This is a genomic window from Rhizobium sp. KNZ14-9A (assembly GCF_056755015.1).
In genome coordinates this window covers 1,059,253-1,086,196 of record NZ_JBPGXB010000001.1, presented here as the reverse complement: position 1 = coordinate 1,086,196, position 26,944 = coordinate 1,059,253, and the positions used below count along the sequence as shown (strand labels likewise).

23 protein-coding genes and 2 pseudogenes are annotated in these 26,944 nt (G+C 60.3%); 9 read left to right on the top strand and 16 right to left on the bottom strand.

The annotated features are described in order from the left end of the window. Nucleotides 1-2: 2 nt before the first annotated feature. Nucleotides 3-1,046: an amidohydrolase family protein gene (locus ACR9ZQ_RS05675; protein ID WP_481427181.1), complete on the bottom strand. Its 1,044-nt coding sequence runs from the start codon at nt 1,044-1,046 to the stop codon at nt 3-5. A gap of 122 nt (nt 1,047-1,168) precedes the next feature. Here ACR9ZQ_RS05675 and ACR9ZQ_RS05670 point away from each other — a divergent pair, with 122 nt between their 5' ends. Beyond that, nucleotides 1,169-1,888 carry a GntR family transcriptional regulator gene (locus ACR9ZQ_RS05670; protein WP_481427180.1) on the top strand — a complete coding sequence of 240 codons (720 nt, stop codon included), beginning with the start codon at nt 1,169-1,171 and terminating at the stop codon, nt 1,886-1,888. A gap of 5 nt (nt 1,889-1,893) precedes the next feature. Here the strand turns inward: ACR9ZQ_RS05670 and ACR9ZQ_RS05665 are convergent, their stop codons facing one another. From ACR9ZQ_RS05665 to ACR9ZQ_RS05635, 7 genes are all read right to left on the bottom strand, one after another. Beyond that, on the bottom strand, nt 1,894-3,324 hold the full coding sequence (locus tag ACR9ZQ_RS05665) for an aldehyde dehydrogenase (protein WP_481427179.1): 1,431 nt from the start codon (nt 3,322-3,324) through the stop codon (nt 1,894-1,896). Between the two features lie 33 nt (nt 3,325-3,357). Beyond that, nucleotides 3,358-3,792, bottom strand: a complete 435-nt coding sequence (locus tag ACR9ZQ_RS05660; protein ID WP_481427178.1) for a GlcG/HbpS family heme-binding protein — start codon at nt 3,790-3,792, stop codon at nt 3,358-3,360. A gap of 32 nt (nt 3,793-3,824) precedes the next feature. Then, a complete protein-coding gene (locus tag ACR9ZQ_RS05655; protein ID WP_481427177.1) occupies nt 3,825-4,592 on the bottom strand; it encodes an ABC transporter permease in 768 nt (255 codons plus the stop codon). Then, nucleotides 4,589-5,371 (bottom strand): ABC transporter permease, encoded by a 783-nt coding sequence (locus ACR9ZQ_RS05650; RefSeq protein WP_481427176.1) that lies wholly within the window; start codon nt 5,369-5,371, stop codon nt 4,589-4,591. Before ACR9ZQ_RS05650 ends, ACR9ZQ_RS05655 begins: the two co-directional genes overlap by 4 nt. Beyond that, nucleotides 5,368-6,192 carry an ABC transporter ATP-binding protein gene (locus tag ACR9ZQ_RS05645; RefSeq protein ID WP_481427175.1) on the bottom strand — a complete coding sequence of 275 codons (825 nt, stop codon included), beginning with the start codon at nt 6,190-6,192 and terminating at the stop codon, nt 5,368-5,370. Before ACR9ZQ_RS05645 ends, ACR9ZQ_RS05650 begins: the two co-directional genes overlap by 4 nt. A 1-nt stretch (nt 6,193) precedes the next feature. Then, on the bottom strand, nt 6,194-7,939 hold the full coding sequence (locus ACR9ZQ_RS05640) for a thiamine pyrophosphate-binding protein (RefSeq protein WP_481427174.1): 1,746 nt from the start codon (nt 7,937-7,939) through the stop codon (nt 6,194-6,196). A 62-nt stretch (nt 7,940-8,001) separates the two neighbouring features. After that, complete coding sequence (locus tag ACR9ZQ_RS05635; RefSeq protein WP_481427173.1) at nt 8,002-8,928, bottom strand: ABC transporter substrate-binding protein; 927 nt, start codon at nt 8,926-8,928, stop codon at nt 8,002-8,004. A gap of 137 nt (nt 8,929-9,065) precedes the next feature. On the opposite strand from ACR9ZQ_RS05635, the gene ACR9ZQ_RS05630 reads away from it, so the two are divergent. Further along, nucleotides 9,066-9,983, top strand: a complete 918-nt coding sequence (locus ACR9ZQ_RS05630) for a LysR family transcriptional regulator (protein ID WP_481427172.1) — start codon at nt 9,066-9,068, stop codon at nt 9,981-9,983. Nucleotides 9,984-10,243: 260 nt separating this feature from the next. Then, nucleotides 10,244-11,679: pseudogene (locus ACR9ZQ_RS05625) on the top strand (amidase). Nucleotides 11,680-11,896: 217 nt separating this feature from the next. Here the strand turns inward: ACR9ZQ_RS05625 and ACR9ZQ_RS05620 are convergent. Further along, a pseudogene (locus ACR9ZQ_RS05620) lies at nt 11,897-12,128 on the bottom strand (IS21 family transposase); the annotation flags it as partial. 390 nt (nt 12,129-12,518) lie between these two features. Between ACR9ZQ_RS05620 and ACR9ZQ_RS05615 the strand changes: the two are divergent. Then, nucleotides 12,519-13,439, top strand: a complete 921-nt coding sequence (locus ACR9ZQ_RS05615; protein WP_481427289.1) for an alpha/beta hydrolase — start codon at nt 12,519-12,521, stop codon at nt 13,437-13,439. A gap of 504 nt (nt 13,440-13,943) precedes the next feature. On the opposite strand, the gene ACR9ZQ_RS05610 is transcribed toward ACR9ZQ_RS05615, so the two are convergent. Further along, nucleotides 13,944-14,573 carry a GntR family transcriptional regulator gene (locus ACR9ZQ_RS05610; RefSeq protein WP_481427171.1) on the bottom strand — a complete coding sequence of 210 codons (630 nt, stop codon included), beginning with the start codon at nt 14,571-14,573 and terminating at the stop codon, nt 13,944-13,946. Between the two features lie 59 nt (nt 14,574-14,632). Between ACR9ZQ_RS05610 and ACR9ZQ_RS05605 the strand changes: the two genes are divergently transcribed. The 5 genes from ACR9ZQ_RS05605 to ACR9ZQ_RS05585 are packed head-to-tail and all read left to right on the top strand — an operon-like array spanning nt 14,633 to nt 20,532. Continuing rightward, nucleotides 14,633-15,598, top strand: coding sequence for an alpha/beta hydrolase family protein (locus tag ACR9ZQ_RS05605; RefSeq protein ID WP_481427170.1), 966 nt, complete (start codon nt 14,633-14,635; stop codon nt 15,596-15,598). A gap of 24 nt (nt 15,599-15,622) precedes the next feature. Then, nucleotides 15,623-17,182: an ABC transporter substrate-binding protein gene (locus ACR9ZQ_RS05600; protein WP_481427169.1), complete on the top strand. Its 1,560-nt coding sequence runs from the start codon at nt 15,623-15,625 to the stop codon at nt 17,180-17,182. Between the two features lie 25 nt (nt 17,183-17,207). Then, a complete protein-coding gene (locus tag ACR9ZQ_RS05595) occupies nt 17,208-18,152 on the top strand; it encodes an ABC transporter permease (protein ID WP_481427168.1) in 945 nt (314 codons plus the stop codon). Then, nucleotides 18,146-18,961: an ABC transporter permease gene (locus ACR9ZQ_RS05590; RefSeq protein WP_481427288.1), complete on the top strand. Its 816-nt coding sequence runs from the start codon at nt 18,146-18,148 to the stop codon at nt 18,959-18,961. Before ACR9ZQ_RS05595 ends, ACR9ZQ_RS05590 begins: the two co-directional genes overlap by 7 nt. Next, the gene (locus tag ACR9ZQ_RS05585) at nt 18,961-20,532 is read left to right on the top strand and encodes a dipeptide ABC transporter ATP-binding protein (RefSeq protein ID WP_481427167.1); all 1,572 of its coding nucleotides are present in this window, start codon (nt 18,961-18,963) and stop codon (nt 20,530-20,532) included. The genes ACR9ZQ_RS05590 and ACR9ZQ_RS05585 overlap by 1 nt, the downstream gene beginning before the upstream one ends. Nucleotides 20,533-20,762: 230 nt before the next feature. Here ACR9ZQ_RS05585 and ACR9ZQ_RS05580 read toward each other — a convergent pair whose 3' ends face one another. From ACR9ZQ_RS05580 to ACR9ZQ_RS05555, 6 genes are read right to left on the bottom strand one after another with little or no spacing between them, the layout of a single operon-like run. Continuing rightward, nucleotides 20,763-22,301: a hydantoinase/oxoprolinase N-terminal domain-containing protein gene (locus ACR9ZQ_RS05580; RefSeq protein WP_481427166.1), complete on the bottom strand. Its 1,539-nt coding sequence runs from the start codon at nt 22,299-22,301 to the stop codon at nt 20,763-20,765. Beyond that, the gene (locus tag ACR9ZQ_RS05575) at nt 22,298-23,380 is read right to left on the bottom strand and encodes a DUF917 domain-containing protein (protein ID WP_481427165.1); all 1,083 of its coding nucleotides are present in this window, start codon (nt 23,378-23,380) and stop codon (nt 22,298-22,300) included. The genes ACR9ZQ_RS05580 and ACR9ZQ_RS05575 overlap by 4 nt, the downstream gene beginning before the upstream one ends. Nucleotides 23,381-23,405: 25 nt before the next feature. Next, nucleotides 23,406-24,479, bottom strand: coding sequence for an ABC transporter ATP-binding protein (locus ACR9ZQ_RS05570; RefSeq protein ID WP_481427164.1), 1,074 nt, complete (start codon nt 24,477-24,479; stop codon nt 23,406-23,408). Then, nucleotides 24,476-25,303 (bottom strand): ABC transporter permease, encoded by an 828-nt coding sequence (locus tag ACR9ZQ_RS05565; RefSeq protein ID WP_481427163.1) that lies wholly within the window; start codon nt 25,301-25,303, stop codon nt 24,476-24,478. Before ACR9ZQ_RS05565 ends, ACR9ZQ_RS05570 begins: the two co-directional genes overlap by 4 nt. Next, nucleotides 25,300-26,208, bottom strand: coding sequence for an ABC transporter permease (locus ACR9ZQ_RS05560; protein WP_481427162.1), 909 nt, complete (start codon nt 26,206-26,208; stop codon nt 25,300-25,302). The genes ACR9ZQ_RS05565 and ACR9ZQ_RS05560 overlap by 4 nt, the downstream gene beginning before the upstream one ends. After that, the gene (locus ACR9ZQ_RS05555; protein ID WP_481427161.1) at nt 26,208-26,939 is read right to left on the bottom strand and encodes an aspartate/glutamate racemase family protein; all 732 of its coding nucleotides are present in this window, start codon (nt 26,937-26,939) and stop codon (nt 26,208-26,210) included. The genes ACR9ZQ_RS05560 and ACR9ZQ_RS05555 overlap by 1 nt, the downstream gene beginning before the upstream one ends. Between the last annotated feature and the right edge of the window lie 5 nt (nt 26,940-26,944).

Sequence of the window (26,944 nt, the reverse complement as noted above, 5' to 3'; positions counted from 1 at the left end):
GATCAAACCTCATCAAGGGCGAGGAAAGCTCGCGCATTCGCGAACGTCAGGCGTTCACGCAGATCGACATCGGCGAAAGCCTGGTTGATACGAAGGACAGGCTCCTTTTCGCAGAAATTGAAGGGATAGTCGGTTCCCAGCAGCACGCGATCCTCACCGAAGATCGAGACTATGCGCTGCAACGTATCTCGGTCGAAGACGAGCGTATCCACGTAGAGACGCCGCGCCAGCGCAGAGGGCGCTTCCGGCATAGTCTCCTTGATCGCCGGAAAGGTCGAATGGCCCTGTTCCAAACGCGGCAGCAGCGAGGCTAAAGTTCCACCGCCATGGCTAAAGGCGATCCGCAGTTTCGGGAATTTCACTAGCAATCCACCGGTGATGACCGATGCTGCGGCAAGGCCGACATCGGTCGGATAACCGAGGACTTGCTGCAGCTGTGCCGGACCGACGAGACGGTCCATGCCTGCCGGCCGCACCGCGTGGACGAAGACGGCGGCGCGGAGTTTCTCTGTTTCCGCGAAGAATGGATGGAAGCGCGGGTCGCCGATCGAGACGCCGTTTATGTTGCTGCCGATCTCGACGCCACGGAAACCGAGTTCGCCGACGATGCGATGCAGTTCGGCAATCGCAAGATCGATGTCCTGCATCGGCAAGCCGCCGAGCCCGACGAAGCGGCCTTTGCCTTCCGCGACGAGCGCGGCAATCACGTCGTTGACATGACGCACGAGATCTTTGGCCAGCATAGCGTCGATCCAGTAGCCAAAGAGTTCCGGCATGGGAGAAAGCGCCTGGATCTCGATGCCGCTGCGGTCCATTTCTTCCAGTCGCCGTTCGGCAACCCAGCAGGCATCGCTCACGGCGCGATAGGGCTTTTCGTCAATGATCACAGTCGCGTGGCAATCACTCACAGGGGTCATGGAAGGCCAGCCGCGGATCGACGCGCCGCCGGGCGCAAGAGGAAACTGAGCCGGAACAACGTGGCAATGAACGTCGATGCCGCCGCAGCCACAACCGCTCTTAAAGCGTTTTGCTATTTCCCCGCCCACACGGTCCTCCTGTGCTGGTCCTCAAATAATATACAAAAGTTGATCAGTAAAGGACAATTTATAAATTTTGCTATCTCGGCGAGGTGGTGTATATGAAAATCGATCGGAATGGTGGGAGTCACATGAACGTCGATGCACCGAATAAGGGGCTGGAAAGTCCTGCCACACTCGCCTCGAGCATCTACGAGCGCCTAAAGGGCGACATTTTGTCTGCGACCCTTGAACCTGGCCGCAAGTTGCAGCTTCGTTTTTTGATGGAGCATTATGAAGCAGGGCAAACTCCTTTGCGGGAGGCGCTAAACCGACTCACCACCGAGGATCTCGTCATCGGAAGGGAGCAGCGTGGCTTCTTCGTGAAATCAATCAGTCTCGAAGAGCTAGGGGAACTGACAAAAACCCGGTGCTGGGTAGAAGGCTTGGCACTGCGCGAGTCGATCGCCAACGCCGACCCCGATTGGGAGGAAGCCCTTATCGTGGCCCATCACCGGCTTGATCGGGCGCCCCGCTCGCTCAATGCCGAGCAGTTCCAGAGCAATCCAGAATGGGAGCGCCTGCACAAGGCTTTCCACGCCATTCTAATCAGCGGCTGCCAATCGCGTCCGCTGATCGGCTTCTGCGAGCAGCTTGCCGACCAGCTTAGCCGGTATCGTGCGCTCTCCAGCCGCAAGGCATTCAGGGTGCGTAAGGTAAGCCAGGAACATGCGGATATCGTGAAAGCCGTCCTGGATCGTGACAGCGAAGGGGCGATGCGCCTCCTGAAGCGGCATTATGAACAGACTGCGGAATTCATAAGGACTGACCTCGAAGCGACTGAAACCGGCGACACGACGCCGCCGGCCTGACCGGATCAAATCGGATAATGTCCTGGGAGCGTCTCGATGGTGATCCAGCGCAGTTCAGTGAATTCCGCGATACCTGGCTGGCCACCGAAACGTCCGTAACCGGAACCCTTGACGCCACCGAACGGCATCTGCGCCTCGTCGTGAACGGTTGGCCCGTTGACGTGGCAGATGCCCGACTTGATACGGCGCGCAACACGAAGACCACGCGCGGCATCGCCGGTAAACACCGAAGCCGACAGGCCGTATTCGCTGTCATTGGCCAGCTCGATGGCATGATCTTCGTCGCGTGCCCGCAGGACAGCGACGACCGGACCGAAGCTTTCCTCACTATAGAGGTGCATGTCCTTGGTGACGTGATCGACGACCGTCGCTGGCATCAGCACACCTTCGGCGGTTCCGCCGGTTGCGAGCTTGGCGCCCTTCGAAACGGCATCTTTCACAAGGGCCTGAACCTTTTCGATGGTTTCCATGCCGATCACCGCTCCGAGAGGCGCTTTGCCTTCGGCCGGATTGCCGGCAGATAGCGTGGCGGCCTTGGCCTGGAATTTCTGCACAAGGGCATCTGCAATAGCGTCAACCACAATGATGCGTTCCGTCGACATGCAGATCTGGCCCTGGTTGAAGAAGGCACCGAAGGCGGCAGCCGCAACGGCTTCATCGAGATTGGTATCGTCGAGCACTACGAAAGGCGCTTTGCCGCCGAGCTCAAGCAGGACCGGCTTCAGATGTTCTGCCGCGCGACGGGCGATCATCTTGCCGACGCCGGTGGAGCCGGTAAAATTGATGCGCCGCACCGCCGGGTGGTCGATCAGCGTATTCACCACTTCGGCTGCATCTTCCGGCGCGTTGGTCACGACATTGACGACGCCTTCCGGGAAACCTGCCGACTGAAAGCACTCGATGATCAGGCTATGTACCGCCGGGCATTTCTCCGAGGCCTTGAGCACGACCGTATTGCCGCAGGCAAGTGCGGTGGCGATGGCACGCACGCCGAGGATGACCGGAGCATTCCAGGGCGCGATACCGAGGCAGACGCCGACGGCTTCGCGAACCGACATGGCGTGGCAGCCCGGCTTGTCAGAGGGAATGACCTCACCCTTGATCTGGGTCGTCAGCGATGCCGCCTCGGCGATCATGCTTGCGGCAAGCATCACGTTGAAGCCAGCCCAGTTGGCGGTGGAGCCCGTCTCCGCCTGCATCAGGGCTATGAAATCGTCTTTTCTCGATGCCAGTGCCTGCGATGCCTTCAGCAGCAGCTGCCGCCTGGCATTCGGGCCGGTCTCCGACCAGGCCGGGAAGGCTGCGGCTGCCTTGTCTGCAGCGGCATTCGCCTCCACGGCGGTCGCCGCCTGCGCGGTGCTGGCGATCTCGCCGGTTACGGGGTTGAGGCGAACGAACTGGCCTGGTTTTCCGGAAGTCGATACGTTCTGCTGCATGGCAGCCTCCCTTTGTCGGTATGTTGTTATCGATCAGGCGACTAGCCTTGGGGCTGCGCGGTAACCAGCCTTTTCGATGCCGGCGATGGCGCAGATCTCGTCATTGTCGCCAAGATCGCCCGAAATGCCCACAGCGCCGATGACAGCGCCCGCTTCGTCAAGGACGAGAACGCCGCCCGGGGACGGCACCATGCGTCCGGCGCTGACCGAGGCAAGCACGGTAAAGAAAGCAGGATTTTTCGCGGCGCGCTCAGTCAGTTCACGCGTGCCGAACCCCATGCCGAGCGATCCCCAGGCCTTGCCATAGGCGATGTCGAAACGCACGATGCCGGCACCATCCTCACGCTTGTAGGCGACCAGATGCCCGCCGGCATCGAGCACCGCCACGGCGAGCGGAGCAAGCGAGCGGCCACGCGCTTCGGACAGCGCGGTATCAATGATGGTTGATGCATCGGTGAGCTTGAACATGTCGAAATCCAGTAAGTTGAGAGGAGAAGAGGTTACCGGTTGACGGCCTGCCAGCGCAGAAGGCGTCTTTCGGCGAAGGAAAGCAGACGGCTGCCGACAAGGCCGATCGTACCGAGAATGACGATGCCGGCGAACAGATCGGGCGATCGAAAGCTGCGGCTGGCCGCCAGGATGCTTTGGCCAAGTCCCTGCCGGCTCGCAAGCATTTCGCCGACCACGGCGAGAATGAGCGAGATGGTCAGGCCCAGCCTCAAGCTTGCGAGGATTATCGGCATTGCGCTTGGCAATGCCAGTTTCCAGATGACCTCGGCGCGGCTGAGGCCAAGCACGGCGCTGACTTCATAGAGACGAGGCTCCATGGCCGCGAAACCATGAATCGTGGCCAGCAGCATGGGCCAAAGCGCACCAAAGGCGATCACGACCAGCACCATGTTGTCGGAGAAGCCCAGAAAGGCGATGGCGATAGGAATCATGGCCGAAGCGGGCAAAGGCCGGAGCAGCTCCAGCGTCGGGGCAATGAACGCCCGCGCGCGCCGGGACACGCCGATCAATGCGCCGAGAAAAACGCCCACGAAGGACGCGAGCAACCAGCCCAGCAGCATCCGCCGGACCGTCTCCAGGGTTTGCGACAGCATGGCACCGCCGGCGAGACCCTTTACCAGAGCGGCGTAAGTCCGCTCCGGACCGGGAAAGAAAATCGGCGAGACGAGTTTCGCGTCGGTGACAAGCTTCCATGCCAGGATGAAAAACGCCAGGGCGCTGCAGCCGAGAAAGAGCTTGCGCAGGGAAAAATGCTTCATCGCCCCTGTCCTTTCACTTTCACAAAGGCCGGGAAGAAGGCGCGCTGCGCCGCATTGAGCAGCAGGCCGATCAGCCAGCCAATGGCACCGATCCAGATCAGATAGGCGAACATTTCCGCCGGCCGCAGCGCCTGTTGCGCCATCATGATTCCATAACCAAGACCAAGGGGATTGGCGGTAATCTCCACCGTTACAGCCACGACTAGTGCGTAACCGGCGGCAAGCTTCAGCGACATGAAGAGTTGCGGCAGTATCGCGGGCAGCACGACCTTCGTCAGCCGGGCCAGGAAGCCGAGCTGCAATACGTCCGAAACCTCCATTAGTCGCGGTTCCACTTCTTTGACTGCAGCGCGTGCCAGCACGACGGATGGCCATAACAGGCCAAGTCCGATGATGACGATCTCCATTTTCTCGCCGAAGCCCAGCAGCATCATGACGACCGGAATAAGCGCGACAACCGGCACCGGCCGCAGCAGCTCGATGGTGAGATCGAGCGCATCATCGGCAAGGCGGGAAAGGCCGAGCACGATACCGAGCAGCGACCCCGCCCCGACACCCAGAATACAGCCGGCCGCGGCAACTTTCAGCGTGTCCAGCGTCGCCTTCGGAAGAGATCCGTCGGCCATCACGGAAACGAAGGCTTGCGCGATATCGAATGGGCTGGCGAGGGTATCGCTTTCCAGTTGGGTAACGGTTGCCGCGACCTGCGCCACAACGATCAGGGCAAGGGGCAGCAATGCCGCGCGCCAGCCGTTTTTGAGGAGACCTGCCGCCCTCATTGGTGGTCGTCCTTGATCAGGTCGTAAAGCTCGCGACGCAGACGCAGGAATTCGGGTTCCTCGCGGGTCAGCAACTGGTCGCGCGGCCTCGCCAACCGAACGTCCACCACGCGCCCGACACGCCCCGGATTGGGCTGAAGGCAGATGATGCGATCGCCAAGATAGATCGCCTCTTCGAGGTCATGGGTAACGAAGACCATGGTGGCGCCCGTTATCGCCACCAGCCCGAGCACCTCGTCCTGAAGCGCCTGCCGCGTCATCGCGTCCAGCGCGCCGAAGGGTTCGTCCATCAGGAGCACCTTCGGTTCCTGCGCAAGACACCGGGCGATCTGCAGACGCTGCTGCATGCCGCCGGACATCTCGGCCGGATATTTGTCGGCGTGCCGGCCAAGGCCGATCTTCTCCAGCAATTGGCGAATGATCACGGGTCGCTCGGCGCGGGGGCACCCGCGCGCTTCGAGCGCCAGAGAGACATTGCCGGCCGCCGTGCGCCACGGCAGGAGTGCCTTTCCATAGTCCTGGAAGACGATCGCGACAGAACGGCTCGGTCCGCCAAGTACAGATCCGTCGAGTTCGACGCTGCCGGAGGTCGGTCGGGCAAGTCCCGCCAGCATGCGCAGCAGTGTCGTCTTGCCGCAGCCGGAAGGCCCGATGACGCAAATGGTTTCGCCCGGCGCGATATCGAGACTGATGCCACCGATGATCTGCAGCGAGCCATAGGAAAGCGTGACGTCGCGAATGCGAATTCGCGCTTCCCCGGATGTCGGAGTGGAGTTGCCCTCGCCATGCCGCGGGCGGGTGGAAAGCTGCGTCACAACCACGTCATGCTCCTTTCACGAGAGCCGCATGCGGCCCACCGCCCACGCCCTTCTGAAAGCCGTAAGCATTCATTTTAGCGAAATAGGGCATGCTCGGATGAGCTTCGAAACGCACGTGGCAGTCTATAACCGCCGGCAGACCGGAGGCGATGGCACGTTCCAGTGCAGGCCCGATCTCATCTACAGTCGTTACGCGCTCCCCATGGCAACCGAAGCCGCGCGCCACGTCGGCATAATCGACGCCGTCGAGATCCGTGCCGAACGAGAAATCGTACGTCTTCCGCTGCCCCATCTTGATGACGCCCCAGGAGGCGTTGTTGTGGATGATGTTGATGATCGGCAGTCCATAGCGCCGGGCCGTATCGAGCTCGGAAAGCGTGAAGCCGAAGGCTCCGTCGCCGCAGATGTTGAAGACCGGCCGCTCTGGATGGAGGAGCTTCAGCGCCACGGCGTAAGGGGTGCCGAAGCCAAGCTGGCACATGCCCGGTTCGTGGAAGCGGGTTCGCTCTACAGTCGCCGGCGTGAGGTCGTTGCTCCAGAAGGACGTGTGGCCGCCATCGTAAGCGATCAGCGAATCCGCCGGCAGGAGCTTTCCAAGTGCCGCTCCAAGGCGGGCCGGATGCATGATCGTTCCGTCGTCCTCGTTCATGCGGTCGAGCTTGCCGCGATAGCTGGCATAGACGTCGCGCAACCGCGCGAGCCATTTGGACCGGTCGGGTGCGGCGCGGCCCTTGAGTGCCGCAAGAAGATCGGCCAGCGCGCTGCTTGCATCAGCCCAGATGCCAAGCGCATGGGGAGTGTTCGCGCCGAGACTCATTGGATCGATATTGATGTTGACGAGCTGGGCACCACTCTTTGCAAGCGCGCCGCCATCGTCCCACAGCCACGAGGAGAAGCGGCAGCCGACTGCCAGAATGACGTCCGCCTCCGCCAATGCAACCGGAACGGCGTCGCCTCCGATGATGCCGCCGTGGCCGATGAAGAAGGGCGAATCCGACGGAACCGTTCCGATACCCATCTGGGTGGCAAGTGCCGGAGCCTTCATCACGCCGAGGAGTTCGCGGAAAAGGTTGCCGCCGTTCGCAGAGACGACGCCGCCGCCCGCCACCAGCACCGGACGTTTTGCTTCAGTCAGCATCTCCGCCGCCCGGGCGATCTGAGCGGCGGAAGCTCTCGGGCCAACGACCGCGCGATAAGCCTCCGGCGGAAGAGAGAGCGCTTCCTCCTCGAAGTCGAATTTGGTGGTGAAAATCTCCTGGGGCACATCGAGATGAACTGGCCCGCGTCGCCCCGTCAGTGCCTGCCGGAAGGCGTCGCGGACGAGATCCGGCAAACGGCGTCCATCATGCACCACAGCACTCCACTTGGTGAGCGGCTTCAGCAGTGCGTGCGTATCAAGGTCCATGAACATCCCGCGGTTGGGGTAGGATGCCGCATGATGGTTGTTGGAAGTGATCAGCAGAAGCGGCAGGTTATTGTTGAAAGCCGTGCCGAGACCACCGATCAGATTGGAAGACCCAGGCCCCATTTCGCCGAGCGCCACGCAGATCCGTCCGCTGGCCGCCGCGATGGCGGCCCCCATCAAAGGTCCGCATGCCTCATGACGAACGCCGAGGTAGCGGATCGACGGTTCGCGCGAGATCGCGTGAAGAAGCGGGTTCAATTTCCCGCCGGCAATGCCGAAAACGAATGGAACGGCTTCCGGAACGAGCAAACGGGTCAGCGCTTCCGCGCCGGTCATCTGGACCATGATATCACCTGTAAAACTGGGAGCATGACCGGGGAGCCTTGATGCACCCCGGCCGTTTCGGCTTAGGGCACGATCAGCCCGGCAGTGTCGATATTGCCGGTCAAGAGGCCGTCATCGCGCATTGCCTTATCAAAGAAGTCGAGACCCTGCTTGGTCGGCACCGTCTTGCACTCGGGCAATTCGAACGTGTTGAGCACCTCGACAGGTAGCTTGGTGTACTTCGAGAGTATCTCGCGGGTTTTGTCGGGGTTGGCCTTCACGAACGCAGCCCCTTCGGCAAGGCTCGCCTGAAAAGCCTTGATTGCGTTCGGATTTGACCTTGCCCATTCCCGGGTTGTCGCAAACGTCGTGTATGGCAGGTTTTCAGGAAGCTCTGACATGTAGTGAAATGCGACCTTGCCGTTCGACTGGCTGACCGCACGCCCGAGCGAAGGTTCGCCGGCGATGATCGCATCGATCGTACCACCCTTCAACACGTCCGCGGTGTTGGGGATAGGAACTTCGATGAAGGTCAGCTTCGTCTCCGGGATATTCTTGAGTTTGAGCCACTGCTTGAACAGGACGTCGATCGTACCATTGGTACCTGGAGCACCAATTTTCTTTCCCATAAGGTCTTCTGGCTTCGATATATCGACGCCACCGCGAACTGCGAGCCCCATATTTTTTGCCGTGCGTGCGGATGTGACGCCACAAGTGCCAACGACGACAAGATCCATTCCCGTATCGATCGCCTGCAGCAGAACTGTCGGCGAGATCGCGGCAATCTGATGCGATCCTGAAACTAATCCGGCAACCATTGCCTGGTTCGAGGTGCTCGGCAATAATTCGACGTTGAGACCCTTCTTGTCGAAGACGCCTAGCTCTTTCGCAACGAACACCGCTTCGACCTCGGCAATCGGCGGCGATCCAAAGGTTATGGTGGTTTCGGCCAGTGCTGGTGCCGCACTTGCGGCAACAATGCTGGCTATGAGAATTGCGCGCTTGAGCATAAATAACCTCCTCCTCGAATGCGGGGCTCCTCAACCCATCGCGACTATTCCAATTGTGCGGCTTTACATCAATAGACAGAACGGCAGTTCAGCTATAACTTTAAAGGCATATCTGCGAGGCAATGGGAGGCAAGGCGATGAACCTTCGAAAATGGGAATATTTCCTGAAAGCGGCAGAGTTCGGCAACCTGTCACGCGTCGCCGAAAAGCTCGACATCTCGCAGCCGGCTCTCAGTCGACAGATTGCCGCTCTGGAACAGGAAATAGGCGCTTCTCTTTTTCATCGCACCGGCCGCGGCCTGACGCTGACGCCGGCTGGCGAGGTGTTCCGTGCGAGAGCGGAAGCCATACTGGAAGAAATTTCACGGGTGCCGGCTGAGGTGATGCATGCGGCCAATACACCATCAGGAAGGCTTGCCTTTGGCGCACCTCCCTTCATGGGGCGCGTACTGACCGGCGAATTGGTAGCGAGCTTCGTCGAGACCTATCCGCATGTGCGCCTTCGTGTCCGTGGCGCGCACTCTTTCCAGCTTCGTGAAGCAATCTTCTTTCGCGACATCGATATCGGCATTCTGGCCGCACCGCTTACGGAACCGGATCTGCACACGGAACCGCTGCTCCAGGAACAGCTGTACCTCGTCGGGCCTGCCGGCAGCGGCCTGTCACCGGACCAACCCATCACGCTCGAAATGGTGGCAGACCGCCCACTGATACTCACGCCCCGCCCCGACGGTCTGCGAACACTCATCGAGACCGAATTCGCCCGCATCGGCCGTCGTGCAAGGGTCGCTGTGGAAACCGAATATGCCCCGATGGACGATCTTATTCGCCGCAATGTGGGCTTCGCCATCATGCCATTCTGCGGAATGGTCAATTCGCCGCTGACGCAGCTCGCCTGGGCACCAATAGAAAGCCTGTCAGTCACTTGGCTCATCGCATTGCTGGAAAACTCGGAGCGGACGCTGGCGGCTAAACGTTTCATAGAAATGCTGCTGACCTCGACGAAGGAAAATATCGGGTCAGGCCGCTGGGAAGCGAACTATCTGGGCAGGTAATGCGCGCGGCAGGAAGAAGGTGGCATAATCGCCGAGGCTCCACTTAAAGGGCCGTTTATGGTGCCCTGATGCTCCGCCAGTGAAGTCGGGGAGCATAAGCTTTTGTGGGGCAGTGCGGTTTTTGCTCTTGCAACCGGTCCAATTTGAAATGCGAAAAAGATCAACTTGTAGGATGACAACATAGGCGCCCCACAAAAGCTTATGCTCTCCAATATCGTCAGGTCCGTGCCCGCGATCGATCAACCTCATGAGGAACCAACATGAACATGGACGACATTTGCCGGGGGCCACTTTCGGAGGCGGCTGCGCTTATCAAAAATCGAGATATATCTCCCGTCGAACTGACCGAAGCGATGATCGCCCGGATCGAGGTCGTCGAGCCGCATGTCGGCGCTTTCGCGCATCTTGCGCTCGACCAAGCGCTGGACGCGGCCGGCGAGGCGGAGGCCCAGATCATGGCCGGAACCTACCGGGGACCGCTCCATGGCATGCCACTAGGCGTTAAAGACATCCTCGACACAGCCGATATGCCTACGGCATGTGGGTTTCCAGCTTGGGTGGACCGACAGCCAGCGAGGGACGCCACAATTGTTTCGCGGCTGAGAGAGGGGGCGCGGTCTTTCTCGGTAAACACGTTACAACGGAATTCGCCTGGATCGGCTACAATCCTCCCAACGTTCCGCCGCGCAATCCTTGGAACGCCGGTCGGTGGGCAGGGGCATCATCCAGTGGTTCGGCGGTCGCGGTCGCGTCCTCGTTAAGTTTCGGCTCGATTGGCACGGACACGGGGGGCTCGATCCGTTTTCCCTGCGCGCTCAACGGTGTTGTAGGCCTGAAGCCGACATTTGGTCGGCTCAGCAGCTTCGGCATTCATCCCTTGAGCGATAGTCTCGACCATCCAGGGCCGATCGCTCGGACCGTGAGGGATGTGGCGCACATCTACGAGGCCATCGCAGGCCATGACGCCGCCGACCCATTCAGCGTTGCTGCGCCCGTGGGAGAGATATTGGGAGATATCGAACGGCCGTTGAATGGTCTGCGCATTGGCCTTGGCGGAGACTATATCGATGCCTATGCCTCGCCCGATGTAGCTAGGGCGACACGACGAGCCGCCGCAAAGCTTGTGGCTGCTGGCGCTCACGTCATCCCGGTCGATCTTCAAGCCATTCTCGAGGTCTGTCAGTATTTCCCAACCTTGGCAGGATTAGAAGCACTGGAGCATCAGAAGGACCGGTATCCTGCACGATCCCAGATGTTCGGAAAGAACTACCGCGAAATCCTTGAGCTTGGCGCTGCAGCTACTCCAGAGCTCCTTGTCAAAATCGGTGCTGCGCGCAGGCGGGTAACGTCGGCGCTCGATAGCATCTTCGCGCAGGTGGATTACCTCCTTCTCCCTGGCGTCGGATCGGCCGCGCCATCGATCGAAGACGTAACGTCCGAACCGGATTTTCCTGAAGAGGCCCTCACGGCAACGGTCGCTTTCACGACACCTTTCAACTTTTCGGGCCATCCAACTCTGTCGCTTCCCAGTGGGCTCGACGCGGACGGACTTCCCCTTGGAGTTCAACTCGTCGGCAAGCCGTTCGACGAGGCGGGTCTTTTCAGCGTGGGACTTGCCTTGGAAAAGGCGCTCGAGTTCTCGATACCAGCGAGTCTGGCAGCGGAAGGAAAGGGGCTTCTCGTCGGCATCGAGTGACATTCAAGGCTTCCAAATTTCGTGGCGTTATGTTCAGCGGGAACCAGAAACGGGTAACTTGACTACCCTGCCATGGCTATCGACCGCTGCATTCAGTGGCCACCTGAAGGCGTTAAGCTTGTAGCTGGCGGCCGATTCGATCCCGGACCCGCCGTGTGATGCTGTCGCGGTGCAGTTCTCACTTCACTATGGTGCGGAAAGGGTCGGCTTCCGCTCCGTCACAATACCGGCTGTAGCGGTAGCCGTCGGGATAGCGGCTTCTGTACTCGTCCCAGAGACCTTGCAGCGTCACGTGCTTGCGTTTGAGCTCACGGTGGACCTGCGACCAGTCAGGCTCCGGTGCGCGACGATGACCCTTCTTTGTCCCAGCCTCCCCGTTTGAGCGACGCTTCCAGGTCGGCATCGCTCACGTCATCATCTAACGGCCACGAAAGTCCCGCAGCATCGACGCACTGGTGAGGCCTTCCGGAGGAGGAAGTGTCGAGGACATGCGCAGAGCGCATGACCGGCTTATGCTGATCGATCTAGCGAAAGTGAAAGGCGCTGGCACGACCAAACGAAGTCCAGCCCAGACGAGCATGCAAATCCTGAGCGGCGATAGTCGAGTTTACGTCCCATGGACGGAGTGGTGCTCGTGTGCGGTCGACTGATTGCCTCAACGATGGCGACTAGCTGGATATAAAACGCAGTCTGGATCACGGTTCCCAATTTGGGAATACTCTTTGTCCACAGGGCCTGAGTAACGAATTGTTGTCCGTTCAATTTACGCCTTTAACATACAACGCCACGGTCTAGCCTCGATTGCCGCGAATTTCAGAGCGGTGAACTTGGAGACAACATTGCTAAATCGCAGGGCTTTTTTGATTGCTTCAGGATCGGTAGTTGCGTTGCCGTTTTCGGCGCTGTCGGCTGCAGATGATACCATACCTGTCTGGCCGAAAGGCACGCTGGATGGAAGTGGCCCCAGCGGACCTGTCCGGACGAACGAAAAAGGCGCAGTGGCCAACATCGCTGAGCCCAGTATGCAGGTTTTTCGTGCAGCTCGCCCGAACGGATCGGCCATGCTCGTCGCGGGCGGGGGCGGATACAAACGCATCGAAATGAAGTCCGAAGCCTATCCGGCGGCGGAGTGGCTGAACAGTCGCGGTATAACGGCGTTCGTACTCTCTTACCGCTTACCTGGCGAGGGATGGAACGACGGTGCTATGGCACCATTACAGGATGCGCAAAGGGCCTTGCGTATGATCCGCGCTGGCGCAGATCGTTTCGAAATCAAACAAGATCGCGTTGGCGTCTTGGGGTTCTCCGCCGGCGGCCACCTCTTAGGATTAGCCGCAACCCGCTCTGCATTTGCCTCGTATCGGCCAGTAGATACCGCTGATGACCACAGCGCGAGGCCGAACATCGCAGCGCTGATCTATCCGGTGATTACCGTCCAGAAGCCTTATGATACAACATCCACTGCACACGAGCTTGTCGGGCACCATGCATCATCGGCCGAAGCTGCGGAGTGGTCCGTTGAAACCCATGTTCGGGGTAAGTGCCCTCCCGTTTTCCTCGTACAAGCAGAGGATGACCCCATCTCTGACCCCCACAACACGCTTTTAATGGAAGCAGCTTGCAGAAGCGCAGGCGTGCCTGTCGAATTACATAGGCTGTCGAGCGGTGGCCATGGATTTGGAATGGGCCGACCGGGCACCCCGACGATTTCCTGGCCGGAATGGTACGAAGCCTGGCTGCGCACGCAGCGGTTTGTGTGAGGCAAGTCGGAATGCAAAGCCCTGCCAAACTGTCTTCTGAGCATATTCGACATTCAGTGAAAATTCGGCGGGAGACGCCGCTGCAGAATAACGCTAGTTTCGGAGCGAGCACTCGAGCGGCACCGTAGATTTGATCGACATGACCGTGGCTCGGCAAGTGACTTTCCTGATCCGACTCTGACTTGCGAAAAATGCGCCGGGATATTCACGCGACGGTTCACCGGATAATTTCTGTCGGGATCGTAGTTGTTCCCACAGCTTTTGTCGCCATACTGATCAGCGTCTCCTTGGGCGCGCACCCGGCAACGGGGGCTGCCGGCATTGTGGGCGCCGCTGTCAAACGCGGAGTTGGTTGCGCGATATCTGAGAAACGCCGCACGTAAGAGCTAGAAAGGCATGGCGCCTATCTCCCCGTAGCCCGAATAATTGAGACGATACTACCACCCAGATCCGACGCGGTATTGATCAAGATGGTTCTCCGCAACGCAGTCTTTTCGTACGATCTCAAGAATCGGTAGCGGGCTGCAAGATGTGCGCCCGGAACAGTCGCTTCAATTCATCGCTTTCTCGCCTACGAATCGACTCGATCATTTCATAATGCTCACGCGACGAAAGGCGCGCGCGCGCCATATCCGGCCATTGCGACATGGGAGAGGCGGGAACGTAACCGCGCAGGTCGACGACGAGCTTGATCAATTCGCGATTTGCACAGAGATTCGCGAGAGCTACGTGGAACTCTTGGTTCGTTTTATACCGGTCCGGAACGCTACCGTTTTCGACGGCATAATCGAATCGTTCGGCAAGCTCGTTTAGCTCAGCGAGTCTCTCGTCACTGGCATTCGCCACGATGCTATCGGCCATCGAGGTTTCAAGGGTTACTCGGATCTCCCTAAGTTCCTGCTGGCGCCGTTCGTCGGGCGCCGGAACATAAAAACCCCGCTCCGGGATCTGCTCGACAAGACGGCGCTGTAGCAGGATCTCCAGCGCGCGGCGCACATCGGCGCGAGACGCCTGATAGCGTCTTTCGACATCAACCTGTTTCAACCAGGTGCCGGCATTCAAGGCGCCGGAACGGATATCCCTCGCGATGATCTCCGCCACCTCGTCGGAGCGGCGCACCTTGGTAATCTCCACTCTTGTCAGCTCCCAATTTGCTGCGAACGGTTCGGTTCTTACCAACTAAACGACGGGCGATGAAGATTCCATCTTGCCAGATTTTACTTTTGGATGCAATTTTGGATCTAAAATTCGGCTTAAAGAAAAACTGGGACGACATGCAGCCAATATCAAACGCCCCGCTGGCTCCCTCCATGCGTCAGACTTCTGATCTATCAGTCTATGAGCGCGGGGCGACCACCGTCCTCGCCTTGTCGAGCGACCCACGTTTCAGCTACTGTCTGTATGTTCCTGAGTGCGGTGATGTCGGCGAGCGCTCGTTGCTCTGCGTCGTCCATGGCAGCTATCGGGATTTCACCCTCCATCGCGACCAGTTCAGGGACTTCGCCGAAGCCCACCACTGCCTGATCCTCGCACCTTTATTCCCCGGCAATGTGCTGGGCGATGGCAACCTCGACGGCTTCAAATACATGACCGAGGGCGACATTCGCTATGATCGCATCCTCGAGGATATGGTCGCCCAGGTGTCCGATCGATACGGCATCGACGGCACCCGTTTTGGGTTGGTCGGCTTTTCCGGCGGAGCGCACTTCGCGCACCGCTTCCTATTGCTGCGTCCCGAACGGCTGTGGGGCGTATCGGTTGGAGCGCCCGGTTCAGTTACCCTTCTCGACCGTCAACGTGACTGGTGGCCGGGCATCCGGGATATCGAGCAGAAGTTCGGTGTCACCATGGACTCGCCGCGCCTCATGGAAGTGCCGGTTCAGCTTATCGTCGGCGATGCCGATCTCGATACGGATGAGATCGTCCACCACCCAGGCGGTCGCTACTGGGCCGAGGGAGCCAACGACGCCGGAACGACACGGCCGGAGCGCCTGCGCACCTTGGAGCGATCTCTTCTCGATGCCGGCGTATCCGTGACATTCAGTTTGCTGCCAGGCGTGGGGCATGAAGCGGAACCGGTTTTCGCGGCCGCGCAGCCGTTCCTGGCGAACGGCCTTGCCAATCACCGTAACCGCAAGGCGTCCAACAGCGGTTCATGACACTCAAAAAGGGGAACTTCTGACATGCTTTTGAGAACACGAGAATTCGGCCCTCTCCTCATCCTCCTGCCGGCCCTGCTTGCCGCGGGTTCTGCTCTAGCCACGGAAGCGAAAGTCGCTCTGACAGCCGACATCCTGAGCACGAATCCCGGCGTCAATCGCGACGACAACACGGATGGCGTGATGCTGAATATCGTCGAAGGGTTGGTTGGCTATGGCGAGGGCGGCACGGTCAAGCCGCTGCTGGCGAAGTCGATCGATATCTCGGAAGATGGATTGGACTATACGTTCAAGCTAAGGGAGGGTGTGACTTTTCAGAATGGCAATTCCTTCTCTTCCGCGGATGTTCTGTGGAATTGGAAACGGTACACGGATCCGGCGACGAAGTGGCGCTGCCTTCCCGATGTCGACGGCACCAACGGCCTTAAGGTCACTTCCGTCGAAGCACCGGACGCGCAAACTGTCGTTATGCATATCGACAAACCGAACGCCCTGTTCCTCGACACCTTGGCACGTACGGATTGTGGCGGAACCGGCATTCTGAGCAGCGCCTCGCTGAATGCGGATGGGAGCTGGAACAAGCCGATTGGAACGGGACCTTATGAGCTGGTGGATTGGAAAAAAGGGCAATCCGTCAGTCTCAAAAAATTCGACGGCTATAAGTCGCCGGATGGGACCGGCTTCGACGGCTATGTCGGCGACAAGACAGCGCACGTCGACGACGTGACCTTTGTCGTGGTGCCGGATGCCTCGACGGTGAAGGCCGCCCTGCTGTCAGGTGACGTCGATGTCGCCCAGGCCTTGACATCCGATGTCGCGGAGCTGAAGGCCGCAAAAGGCATCGCCGTGCTGACCCCGAGCGATGCATCGAAGCATGCAATTCTTTTCCAGACCAATGACCCTCTCTTCAAGGACGTCAAATTCCGGCAGGCGATTGCCGCCGCTCTAGATCTCAAACAGTTGGTTGGCTTTGCTTCGGATGGACTTTCAGAACCGAGCAACTCTGCGGTCTTCGGCGCGTCACCCTACAATGACGACATACAGAAGAAGACGTTTCAGTACGATCCCCAAAAGGCGAAGGAATTGCTGGCGCAGAGCAGCTACAAGGGTCAGACGATCAAGCTGATCGCCAACAAGCGCGCGCCGATGCCAAGCTCGCAGGTGGCGCTGGTTGCCCAATCCATGCTCCAGGCGATCGGTATCAAGGTTGATATCGAAATCCTCGAATGGGCGACCCAGCTCGAGAAGTACAATTCCGGCGACTATCAGATGATGTCCTTCTCCTACTCGTCCCGCCTCGATCCCGCGCTGAGCTTCGACCAGTTCGCAGGCGACAAGACGAAGCAACCCCGTAAGGTCTGGGACAATCCGGCAGCGCTCGCCTTGATCGACAAGGCGAAGACCGTCACTGATCCAGCCGAACGCAAGCAGATCTTCGACCAGCTTCACGAGATGATGCTTGCGGACGCCCCCTTGATTATCCTCTACAACGGTCTGACGGCATGGGCGCATCGTGATCGCGTGCAGAACTTCAAGCCATGGGAAGGCAAGCCGCGGCTCTGGGGCATGACGGTCACACAGTGAGATCGGTCGGGTAGCCGGAGAAGTCATGTTTCGCTATTTCCTGAAGCGGCTCCTGTGGTCGGTGCCGACGGTGCTGCTGGTCGCGGTCAGTGTCTTTGCGCTGATCCGTCTGATCCCAGGCGACCCCGCCCTTCTTATCCTTGGCGACCGCGCGACGCCGGCGACGCTGGGTGCCTTGCGAGAACAGCTTGGCCTCGATCAGAGCCTGCCGATTCAGTTTGGCTTCTGGCTGAAGAATGCCTTGCAGGGTGACCTCGGCCATTCGATCCTGACCGGCGACGCCGTCCTACCGTTGATCGTCGGTCGTTTTCTGATCAGCTTCGAGATCATCCTGCCAGCGGTTGCGCTTGCTGGGCTGGTGGCAGTGCCGCTCGGCACGATAGCTGCTTGGCGGCAGAACAGCGTCATCGATATCGTTACTGTCGCGGGCGCAACCCTACTATTGTCAATTCCGACATTCTGGATGGGTCTACTTCTTCTGCTCCTGTTCGGCATGCGGCTCGGATGGTTTCCAGTCGTCGGCTATGTCTCCATCTCCGATAACTGGATTGCCGGGCTGGTCTATCTGGTGATGCCGATCTCAACGCTGGTCATCCACGAAATCGGCGGCATCGTCCGTATGGCGCGGGCTTCGACGCTCGAGATCCTGCGCCTCGATTATGTCACACACGCACGGGCCAAAGGCCTATCAGAAGCACAGGTTCTTTTGCACCATGTCTTCCGCAACGCCTTCGGTCCGGTCTGGACCTTGCTCGGGCTGATCCTCGGCAACCTGCTCGGCGGCATCGCCATCGTCGAGACGATCTTCACGATCCCAGGCCTCGGCCGCTTGCTGGTCGATGCGATCTTCGCACGGGACTATCCCGTCATCCAAGGCTGCCTGTTGTGCATTTCCCTGTTCTACGTCGCCGTCAATCTTCTGATCGACTTCGTCTATCCTCTTTTCGATCCAAGGGTGGCGGTATCATGAAGCTACGTTTCAATCTGTTGGCCGGCGGCTCTGTGATGCTCATCGTGGCGGTTGCGGCATTAACCGCGCTCGTCTGGACGCCGCATGACCCGCTCGCTCTCGGATTTGCGACACGGCTGAAGGAGCCGGGAGGCGATTTTCTGCTCGGAACGGACGAGTTCGGCCGCGATCTCTTGAGCCGACTGATGGCGGGGGCCGGCCCCTCCCTCGGCATCAGCCTGCTGGCAGTGTTGACCGCACTGGTGATCGGCACGACGCTCGGCGTCGTGAGCGGCTACTGGAAAGGGTGGCCTGACCGGTTGCTGATGATGCTCAACGATGCACTCATGGCCTTTCCCGGCATTCTGCTGGCGCTCGGCCTTCTTGCCATTTTAGGCGCCAATGTTCGGGGCATCGTGCTTGCTCTCGGCATGGCCTTCACGCCTGCCGTCACCCGCATTGTGCGGGGAACGGTCATCTCGGTTCGCGAGAAGGAATTCGTCGACGCCTCACGCATCATGGGAAATTCGGAAATGTATACCTTGGCGCGGCACATCCTTCCAAATTGCCTCGCTCCGCTTATCGTTCTGACGACATCCATGTTGGGCTGGGCGTTGCTCGCCGAAAGCGCGTTGAGCTTTCTGGGGCTCGGTCTGGCGCCGCCTGCGCCGACATGGGGCAATATGCTTTCCGCCAGCCGGGCGTTTCTGTCGCAAGCGCCATGGCTTGGAATTTTTCCGGGGCTAGCGATCTCGCTCACCCTGCTTGCCATGAATCTATTGGGTGATGGCCTGCGCGATATTCTCGATCCCCGTATGAGAGGAATTTGATGGCTACTCTCCTGGAGATCGACGGCTTGACGATCGCGACACGAGACTCCACTGCCGTTCTTGTGAAGTCCTGCACTCTTTCGATCAACCATGGTGAAGTCGTCGGCATCGTCGGCGAGTCCGGATCGGGCAAGACGATGATTGCAAAATCGATCCTCGGCCTCCTGCCGCCTGGTGTGGTACAGACCGCCGGCAATGTCACCCTGGACGGCAAGGATATGGCGCGCCTGTCGCCACGGGAACTTCGGTCGGTGCGGGGCGCTACGGTCGGCATGATCTTCCAGGAGCCTATGACGTCGCTAAATCCATCGATGACGATCGGGCGCCAGTTAGATGAGGGATTGCGCCTGCACCGCCGGTATTCGCGCGCCGAGCGGCGAGCGAGTATCATCAATATGCTAAAGAGGGTCGGCATAAGCGAGCCCGAGACGGCGCTCGATCGCCACCCGCACCAGTTCTCCGGCGGCATGCGCCAAAGGATAATGATTGCCTCGGTAATGCTGCTGGAGCCAGCGCTTTTGATTGCCGACGAGCCGACAACGGCTCTGGATGCGCTGATCCAGAAGGATGTCCTCGAACTGATGATCGGGCTCGCCCGCGAGAAGAATACGGCGATCCTGCTGGTCAGCCACGACCTTACGATGATCTCGCGTTATGCCGAGCGCACGGTCGTCATGGCACAGGGCGAGATCGTCGAAGCTGGACCGACGGCCGATGTGATGGCGCGTCCGACCCATTCTTATACGCGCAAGTTGCTGGCGCCAGTTCCAGGTCGAGGCCCTGTGCGGCGCATCGACGGTCAGGTACCGGTGATGGAGATCCGAGACCTGGCAGTCGATTACCGCGGCTCCGGTAGGTTCTCGTGGAAGCCGGCTTCCAAGCGAGCGGTTGAGAGCATCGAGATCAGCGTTTATCCCGGAGAGGTGGTTGCGATCGTCGGAGAGTCGGGTTCGGGAAAGACGACGGTCGGCAGGACGGCCGTAGGCCTTCTCCAACCGTCGGCCGGAAGCCTGTTGTTCGAGGGCGAGCCCATCAGGCGCGACAGCAAGAATTACAGCACCTATCGCCGCAACTGCCAGATGGTGTTTCAGGATCCCTATTCTTCGCTCGATCCGCGAATGACGATCGCTTCGATCGTCGCTGAGCCGCTACGAATGGCAGGGATTTTGAGTTCCGAAGACAAGCGGAAACGTGTGCTGGCGATGCTGGGCGAGGTTGGTTTGGCGCCCGAATTTTCCGAGCGTTTTCCCCACCAGCTCTCCGGTGGCCAGCGGCAGCGCGTTGCGATCGCAAGGGCGTTGATCGGCAATCCGAAGTTCGTCGTCGCCGACGAGCCAGTCTCTGCGCTCGACGTGACTGTCCGTGCGCAGGTGCTCGATTTGTTCAACCGGCTTCAGCAGCAACATCGATTCTCATGCCTCTTCATCAGCCACGATCTCGATGTTGTCGAAGCGGTCGCTGACCGCGTTGTTGTGATGCGCGCCGGGAAAATTGTCGAAAGCGGAAAGAGGGATGCGGTATTTGACAACCCGCAGCATGAGTATACGCGGAGGCTCCTGGCAGCCCGCTGATGGGCAATTGCAAAGGGAAAAGTATATGCGATGGCGCAAAATATGCATTAAGAGCACTTCTTGCGCCGAGCGCTTTCTACCGGCGCAATCAGATTCGATAAGGGGTTGGTTTGTCGCCTTGAACCGTATCGAACCACCGACCGTGGTGTGAGCCAGAAGACAGCCATTTTGAGCCAAGCTTAGCCGAAGCTCTGCTACGGATGCCATGCAGGCACCTTTTCTCGCGCAGCTTAAATCGTCAGATTTCCGATCATCCGTACCCGAACCCGAAGCGGATTGCCTGGAACATAGGAGAGTGGCGTATCCTCCGCATCGAGGGTCTCCAGCGACGCCTCGTCGGCGCCGGCGTTGATGGCGCGCTGGCGCGCGAGTTCGGTGGCGCTGCGGATGGCCTCCGCGCGGTCGACGTCGTGGAACACCCGGTCGATCTCGCCGCTCACCTGCGCCATGGCGGCGCCGATAGCATTGGCGACACCGGCGTTCTCAACCTTGACGACGCGGGAGACCCCCGGCAAGTGATCGGGCACAAGGGCGGCCCCTCCGCCGACGGCCACCACAGGCATGTCGGCAGCGCTGGTCTTCATCCTGTCGACGAGATCGGCGAGCTGCTTCTCGATCCAGCCCTCGACATGATCTGCGAGCGAGGGAGCAAGATCGGCCACGCAACCGGCATCGCCGAAATCCATGCGCCCGCGATGGACGGCGACATCGGTCAGCGTCAGCGTGTTGCCGCCGGCGACCCTCGCCATCTGCGAGATGCGATAGCCGACACTCGCCGGTCCTATGACATTCTTGTCCTGATCGACGATCGTCCCGCCGCCGAGCGCGATGGCAACGACATCGGGCATGCGGAAGAACGTCGAGACACCGCCGACATCGACCTTGGAATTGGCTTCGCGCGGGAAACCGCCGACGAGGCAACCGGCATCGGTCGTCGTGCCGCCGACATCGAGGACGATGGCCTCGTCGAGGCCCGAAAGCATCCGGGCGCCGCGCATGCTATTGGTCGGTCCCGAAGCGAAGCAGAGAACGGGAAACTGCGCGGCGTGGGCGGCCTGCATCACGGTGCCGTCGTTCTGCGTCAAGTAGAGGGGGGCATCGACGCCACTCTCGGCGATCGCCGTCTCGAAGGCGGTCACGGTATATCGTGCGATATGATGCAGCGCGCTGTTGAGAATGGTCGCATTCTCACGCTCAATCAGGCCGATACGGCCGAGTTGGCTGGAGAGGGTTACTGAGAGATCCGGGGCGATCTCGGCGAGGATGGCCGCCGCCTCGTCCTCGCACTCCGATGTCAGCGGCGAGAACACGCCGGTTATCGCCGCCGCGGTGACGCCGGCGTCGCGAATTTCCCTGGCGATCTCCACCATGCGGGCACGGTCGAAGGGCACGATCGGTCGACCGTCGAATTCATTGCCGCCCTCAATGAGGAAGACGGGGCCCTCGACGCAGGAGCGCAGATCGGCCGGCCAGGCCTGCATCGGCATAATGCTGTGGGCGGCCGGAAGCCCGATGCGGATGACGGCGACCTTGGAAAGCCCGCGCCGTTCTACGACCGCATTGGTAAAGTGCGTCGTGCCGATCATGATCGCCCGGATGCCTTCGGCATAGACCGGGTTGCCGCCATCGAGGATGTGCGCCATGGCATTGCGGATGCCTGTCGTCACATCGGTCGTGGTGGCGGTCTTGACGGAGCGGAGGATTTCGTTGCCGTTGAGCAGCACGGCATCCGTGTTGGTGCCGCCGACGTCGATGCCGATGCGTTTCATGCCGGGATCTCCGCGAAGGACTGATAATCGAAATCAAAACCGAAGGCGCGCGGCCCCACCTTGGCGAGACCCTGGGCGCTCGTCATGATCGGGTCGGCCGGCAGGGCGATGACGGCAACACGCTGGCCGTAGCGCAGTACTTCGGTGCCGATCGCCTCGGCGGTTTCCTCGTCCAGCACGGTGATCAGGTCCGGCACGCAGGCAACCCGCACACCGTCCAGCCAGGCGATCGAGAATTCGTTCTGGAAATCGATCTCCACCGTCCGGCCCTCGAACACGCCCTTGCCGAGCACGGTGGCGCGGCCACGCACGAAGCCATCGGTGGTGCGGCGGGCCACATCCTGAATCTTGCCAGAAAACAGCAGAGCACCCTTTTCCACCGCAAGAACGGCGGTGACGGGGTCGCTGCCGCTTTCGCGTGCCTCGATCACCGCATTGCCGATCGCCAGCGCGCGACCAACGGAATTGAGGATGGCGTGGTCCTTGATCTCCCGTCCCGTGCGCGGCGCGGCGCAGGTGCCGGCGATGGAGCCCAGCTCGACGACAGCCTTGCGGCCGATGCGCTCGACGCGCTCGGCGTTCTCGGCAGTGGGGATCAGCACGGCGTTGTTCCGGATATCGGCGATGGCGAAGGGCGCGACGGACAGTCCGCGGATCGCGAAGCTGGCCATCTGCGCTTCCGGAAAGGCGCGGCCCATCGTGTCGGCATCAACCACCGGCAGGCCCAGCTCCATGCCGACCAGCATGGCGAAGAAGGCATTTTCGCCGCCGATCTCGATCGACATGATGGCGTCGAAGGGCTTGCCGGTGTGCTCTTCCATCAGCTTGACGGCGCGCAGGATGGCGATCGGCTCGGGCAGCCGCTCCTTGGTCACGAGCGGCGCGCCCATGATGCAGACCACCGCGACGCGCGCATCGTCGGCAAGCTCCTGCGGATCGATGAGACGGATCCGCTTGCCGCGGCGATAGTCCTCTTCGGCGCACATCAGTTCCAGATGCGGATGGTTGCCGCCGCCGGTGCCGAGAACGCCTGCTCCGATCGCAAGCGCCTCCAGTTCCTCGAATTTGAGTTCACGCATTTTCTTCATCCAGTGAAATTTCTGCTCAGCGATCGACTAGCCAGGACAGCGTCTTGTCCCAGCTGAAGGTGACCATCTCGCCCCGGTTGAGGGAAGGCTTGAGCGCGGATTCGTGCGCCACCAGCGTCTTGCCGTCCGGCAGCCGGCCGACGATCTGCTGGACCGCGCCGGAAAACAACACTTCTGTCACCACCACCTCGATACCGATCCCATCGATCCCGACACCCGAGGTCGAGAGGATTTCGGGGCGAACGACGATGGACACGGCAGTGCCGACCGGCCGGTTGCCGATGATGTCGGCAGGCATTTCGGCCAGTGGCTTACCGCCAACGACCAAGGTGCCCGAAGGTCCGACATCGGCGTCGATGAGATTTGCCCCGCCGACGAAATCGGCGACGAAGCGCGTTACAGGCCGCCGGTAGAGTGCCTCCGGCGCGTCAAACTGCTCGATGCGCCCGGCGTTCATGACGGCGATGCGGTCGGAGAGCGTCAGAGCTTCTTCCTGATCGTGGGTGACGGCGATGAAGGTCAGGCCAAGCTCGCGGTGGATTTTCTTCAGCTCCGCCTGCATCTGCTTGCGCAGCTTCATGTCCAGCGCGCCGAGCGGCTCGTCGAGCAGCAGCACGGCCGGCCGCACCACAAGGGCACGCCCAAGTGCGACGCGCTGCGCCTGCCCGCCCGAAATCTCGCTGACCCGGCGCTTGCCGAAATTCTTGAGATTGATCAGCTCCAGCATCTCGTCGACGCGGCGCGCAATCTCAGGCTTGTTAACCTTGCGCATCCGCAAGCCGAAGGCGATGTTCTCGGCGACGGTTCGGTGCGGAAACAGCGCATAGTCCTGAAACACCATGGCTGTGTCGCGCTTGTAGGGCGGCAGGCCGACGACCGTTTTCCCGCCAACGCGGATATCGCCGCTGGTCGGCTCGGAAAAGCCGCTAATCATCCGCAGCAGGGTGGACTTGCCGCAGCCGCTCGGGCCGAGAATGGTGACGAACTCGCCGGCCGAAATCGTCATCGACACATCCCGAATGGCAGCGGAGTCGCCGTAAAGCTTGGTGATGCCGTCGATCTCGACACCATGGAAGGATGTATCTGTCATGCGGGCAGAACTTTGTTTATACGGCGGGTCTGTCGGATGGCCCACAGTTGGGAGACCACGCTCAGGACCAGCGTTGCGACTACGATCATCGAAGAAAGTGCATAGATCTTCGGCGAGATGACCTGGCGGAGGGATGTCCAGATCGTGATGGGGAAAGTCTGGGTGAAGCCGGCGACGAACCAAGCGATAACGAACTCGCCAAATGCATCGGTGAAAGCCAGCATCATGACCGAGATCAGCGCCGGTCGCATCAGCGGCAGGACCACCTCGCGGAATGCAACCCATTCACTGGCGCCGAGGTTCATCGCCGCCTCGATGTAGCTGCGGCGGAAGCTCAGCAGCCGCGAATAAAGGATGAGCGTCGCATAGCTCGAGGTGATTGTCGTGTGTGCCAGCACAATCGCGGGCTGACCGATCAGATCGGGGGCGGCGCGCATCAGGATGACGAGGCCGAGCCCGAGCACCAACTGGGGCAGGACGACGGGGCCGAGCACCAGGCACATGACCAGAGATTTGAAGCGAACCGGCATCCATGCGAGTACCATGGCCGACGGCATGGCAAGCAGCGTCGACAGGATTGCCGAGATGGCCGCCAACTTCATGCTCGTCAGCAGCGAGCCCACCATCCGATCGTCGCTCAGAGCTGCGGAAAACCAATCGGTCGTCAGCGCATCGAGCGGCAGGCCGGGTATCGGCTTTGCGTCGAACGCAAACAGCACGGTCACGACGATCGGCAGGTAGAGGAAGGCGTAGATCACGACGGCATAGATGCCGAGCAGGTTGCGCGAACCGAACAGCCTTCCAGCGGAGGAGCGAGCAGTCATAGCTTTTCTCCGCTGGCCTGGCGGAGCCATTTCATCGATCCTGCGAGCAGGACAAGCACGATCGCCAACAGCACAATGGCGATGGCCGCGCCGGCCGGCCAGTCGAGCCGGCGCTGGAACTGATCCTGAATGATCTGGGACATCATCATGTCCTTGCCGCCGCCGAGCAGTGCCGGGGTGACGAATTCGCCAAGACCGAAGACAAAGCAGAAGACGGCACCGACGATAAGTCCCGGCAGCGACAGCGGCAGCGTGACCTCGAAAAAGGCGCGTATGGGCGTGGCGTTTAGATCCTTCGCGGCAGCGATCCAGTTATCCTCGATGGCACTGATCGAGGCATAGAGCGGCAGGACGTAGAGCGGCAGATAGGCATAGACGAGACCGATGGCGGTCGCGAGCGGAGAATAAAGCAATGCGGTAAGAGGCTGATCGATGATCCCAAGGGACAGCAGCGCCTGATTGATAACACCATGTTCGCCAAGAAGCAGCCGCCAGGCGGCGACACGCATGACGATGCTGACCCAGAAGGGCGCGATGATGGCCACCAGCAACAGGTTCTTCATGGAGCCGGCCTTCTTCGCGATGAAATAGGCGATCGGATAGGCAAGCAGCGCGCAGGCGATGGTGACGAAGGCGGCCGTTTCGAGCGAGAGCGACAGCGCACGCCATGTCGCACCGTTACTGAAGACAGAGCGGTAATTGTCGAAGGTGAAATCCGGGACCATGCGGTGGTTCGTCGTGCGCCAGAAGCTGATGACCAGCAGCAGCAGGACGGGCACAACGAAGAAGACAAGCTGCCACAGAAGAAGCGGCGCAAGTCCGCAAGCGGCCAGCCGCCTCCGGCGGCGGGCGTTGTTCTCCGCCGCTGCGGAGGCATGATGGTGGCTGCGCGAGACATCAGCCATTATGCGAAACCATATTCTTTGCGCGGCAACGCCGGCTTTGGATAGGCGAGCTTCGAGTGGCTGAGGCCGGTGGCGACCATGGCGCGAGCGAAATGCAGCGCCACCTTGCCGGGATCGATGACCGGAACATAGGCACCGAAATACACCTCCAGCGCTTCCTCGATCATCAGCGCCATGTCGAAGCCAGTGCCGGTGCAGCCCATGACGAAGGCTTCGGAACCATGCCGCTCGACACTGTCGATGCACTGCGCGATGATGTGCGGCACATGCTCCTTGTTCAGGTCCAGCACGCTGGCATCGGCCGAAATGACTGAGGCCAGGCTGTTCGAGAGCCCGTAGTGATGAACGGTGCGGCGGATGAGGGAGAAGAACGGCTTCTCGGTGATGACGACGCTGAAACGGGTCGACAGCATGGCCGCCATGTGCAGCGCCGCCTCGCCTTCCCCCACGACGGGCATTGAGACCAGTTCCCTGGATCCCACCAGACCGGGATCGGTGAAGCAGGCGATGGTGCAGGCATCGGCGCCGTCCGCTTCGGCCTCACGCGCCAGCCGCATCACCTCTGGCGCGGCAAGCGTAGAATTGTAGCCGCATTCGATCGAGTTGGTGCCACGCTTGAGCGGCACCGCCGAGATCGTCACGCCATCGCCCGCGAACGACCGGTATTCCTTCTCGGCCTTGCCGACGAGTGCGTCGCTGTCGAGAACAGGCACGATAACGCGAATATGCATTCAGA

Coding starts and splice junctions, on each gene's coding strand:
- ACR9ZQ_RS05635 (WP_481427173.1), bottom strand. CDS start 8,928: ATGCTCAAGCGCGCAATTCTCATAGCCAGCATTGTTGCCGCAAGTGCG.
- ACR9ZQ_RS05605 (WP_481427170.1), top strand. CDS start 14,633: ATGAAGATTCCATCTTGCCAGATTTTACTTTTGGATGCAATTTTGGAT.
- ACR9ZQ_RS05560 (WP_481427162.1), bottom strand. CDS start 26,208: ATGGCTGATGTCTCGCGCAGCCACCATCATGCCTCCGCAGCGGCGGAG.
- ACR9ZQ_RS05655 (WP_481427177.1), bottom strand. CDS start 4,592: ATGAAGCATTTTTCCCTGCGCAAGCTCTTTCTCGGCTGCAGCGCCCTG.
- ACR9ZQ_RS05630 (WP_481427172.1), top strand. CDS start 9,066: ATGAACCTTCGAAAATGGGAATATTTCCTGAAAGCGGCAGAGTTCGGC.
- ACR9ZQ_RS05565 (WP_481427163.1), bottom strand. CDS start 25,303: ATGACTGCTCGCTCCTCCGCTGGAAGGCTGTTCGGTTCGCGCAACCTG.
- ACR9ZQ_RS05670 (WP_481427180.1), top strand. CDS start 1,169: ATGAACGTCGATGCACCGAATAAGGGGCTGGAAAGTCCTGCCACACTC.
- ACR9ZQ_RS05580 (WP_481427166.1), bottom strand. CDS start 22,301: ATGAAACGCATCGGCATCGACGTCGGCGGCACCAACACGGATGCCGTG.
- ACR9ZQ_RS05595 (WP_481427168.1), top strand. CDS start 17,208: ATGTTTCGCTATTTCCTGAAGCGGCTCCTGTGGTCGGTGCCGACGGTG.
- ACR9ZQ_RS05575 (WP_481427165.1), bottom strand. CDS start 23,380: ATGCGTGAACTCAAATTCGAGGAACTGGAGGCGCTTGCGATCGGAGCA.
- ACR9ZQ_RS05570 (WP_481427164.1), bottom strand. CDS start 24,479: ATGACAGATACATCCTTCCATGGTGTCGAGATCGACGGCATCACCAAG.
- ACR9ZQ_RS05600 (WP_481427169.1), top strand. CDS start 15,623: ATGCTTTTGAGAACACGAGAATTCGGCCCTCTCCTCATCCTCCTGCCG.
- ACR9ZQ_RS05555 (WP_481427161.1), bottom strand. CDS start 26,939: ATGCATATTCGCGTTATCGTGCCTGTTCTCGACAGCGACGCACTCGTC.
- ACR9ZQ_RS05640 (WP_481427174.1), bottom strand. CDS start 7,939: ATGGTCCAGATGACCGGCGCGGAAGCGCTGACCCGTTTGCTCGTTCCG.
- ACR9ZQ_RS05585 (WP_481427167.1), top strand. CDS start 18,961: ATGGCTACTCTCCTGGAGATCGACGGCTTGACGATCGCGACACGAGAC.
- ACR9ZQ_RS05650 (WP_481427176.1), bottom strand. CDS start 5,371: ATGAGGGCGGCAGGTCTCCTCAAAAACGGCTGGCGCGCGGCATTGCTG.
- ACR9ZQ_RS05660 (WP_481427178.1), bottom strand. CDS start 3,792: ATGTTCAAGCTCACCGATGCATCAACCATCATTGATACCGCGCTGTCC.
- ACR9ZQ_RS05665 (WP_481427179.1), bottom strand. CDS start 3,324: ATGCAGCAGAACGTATCGACTTCCGGAAAACCAGGCCAGTTCGTTCGC.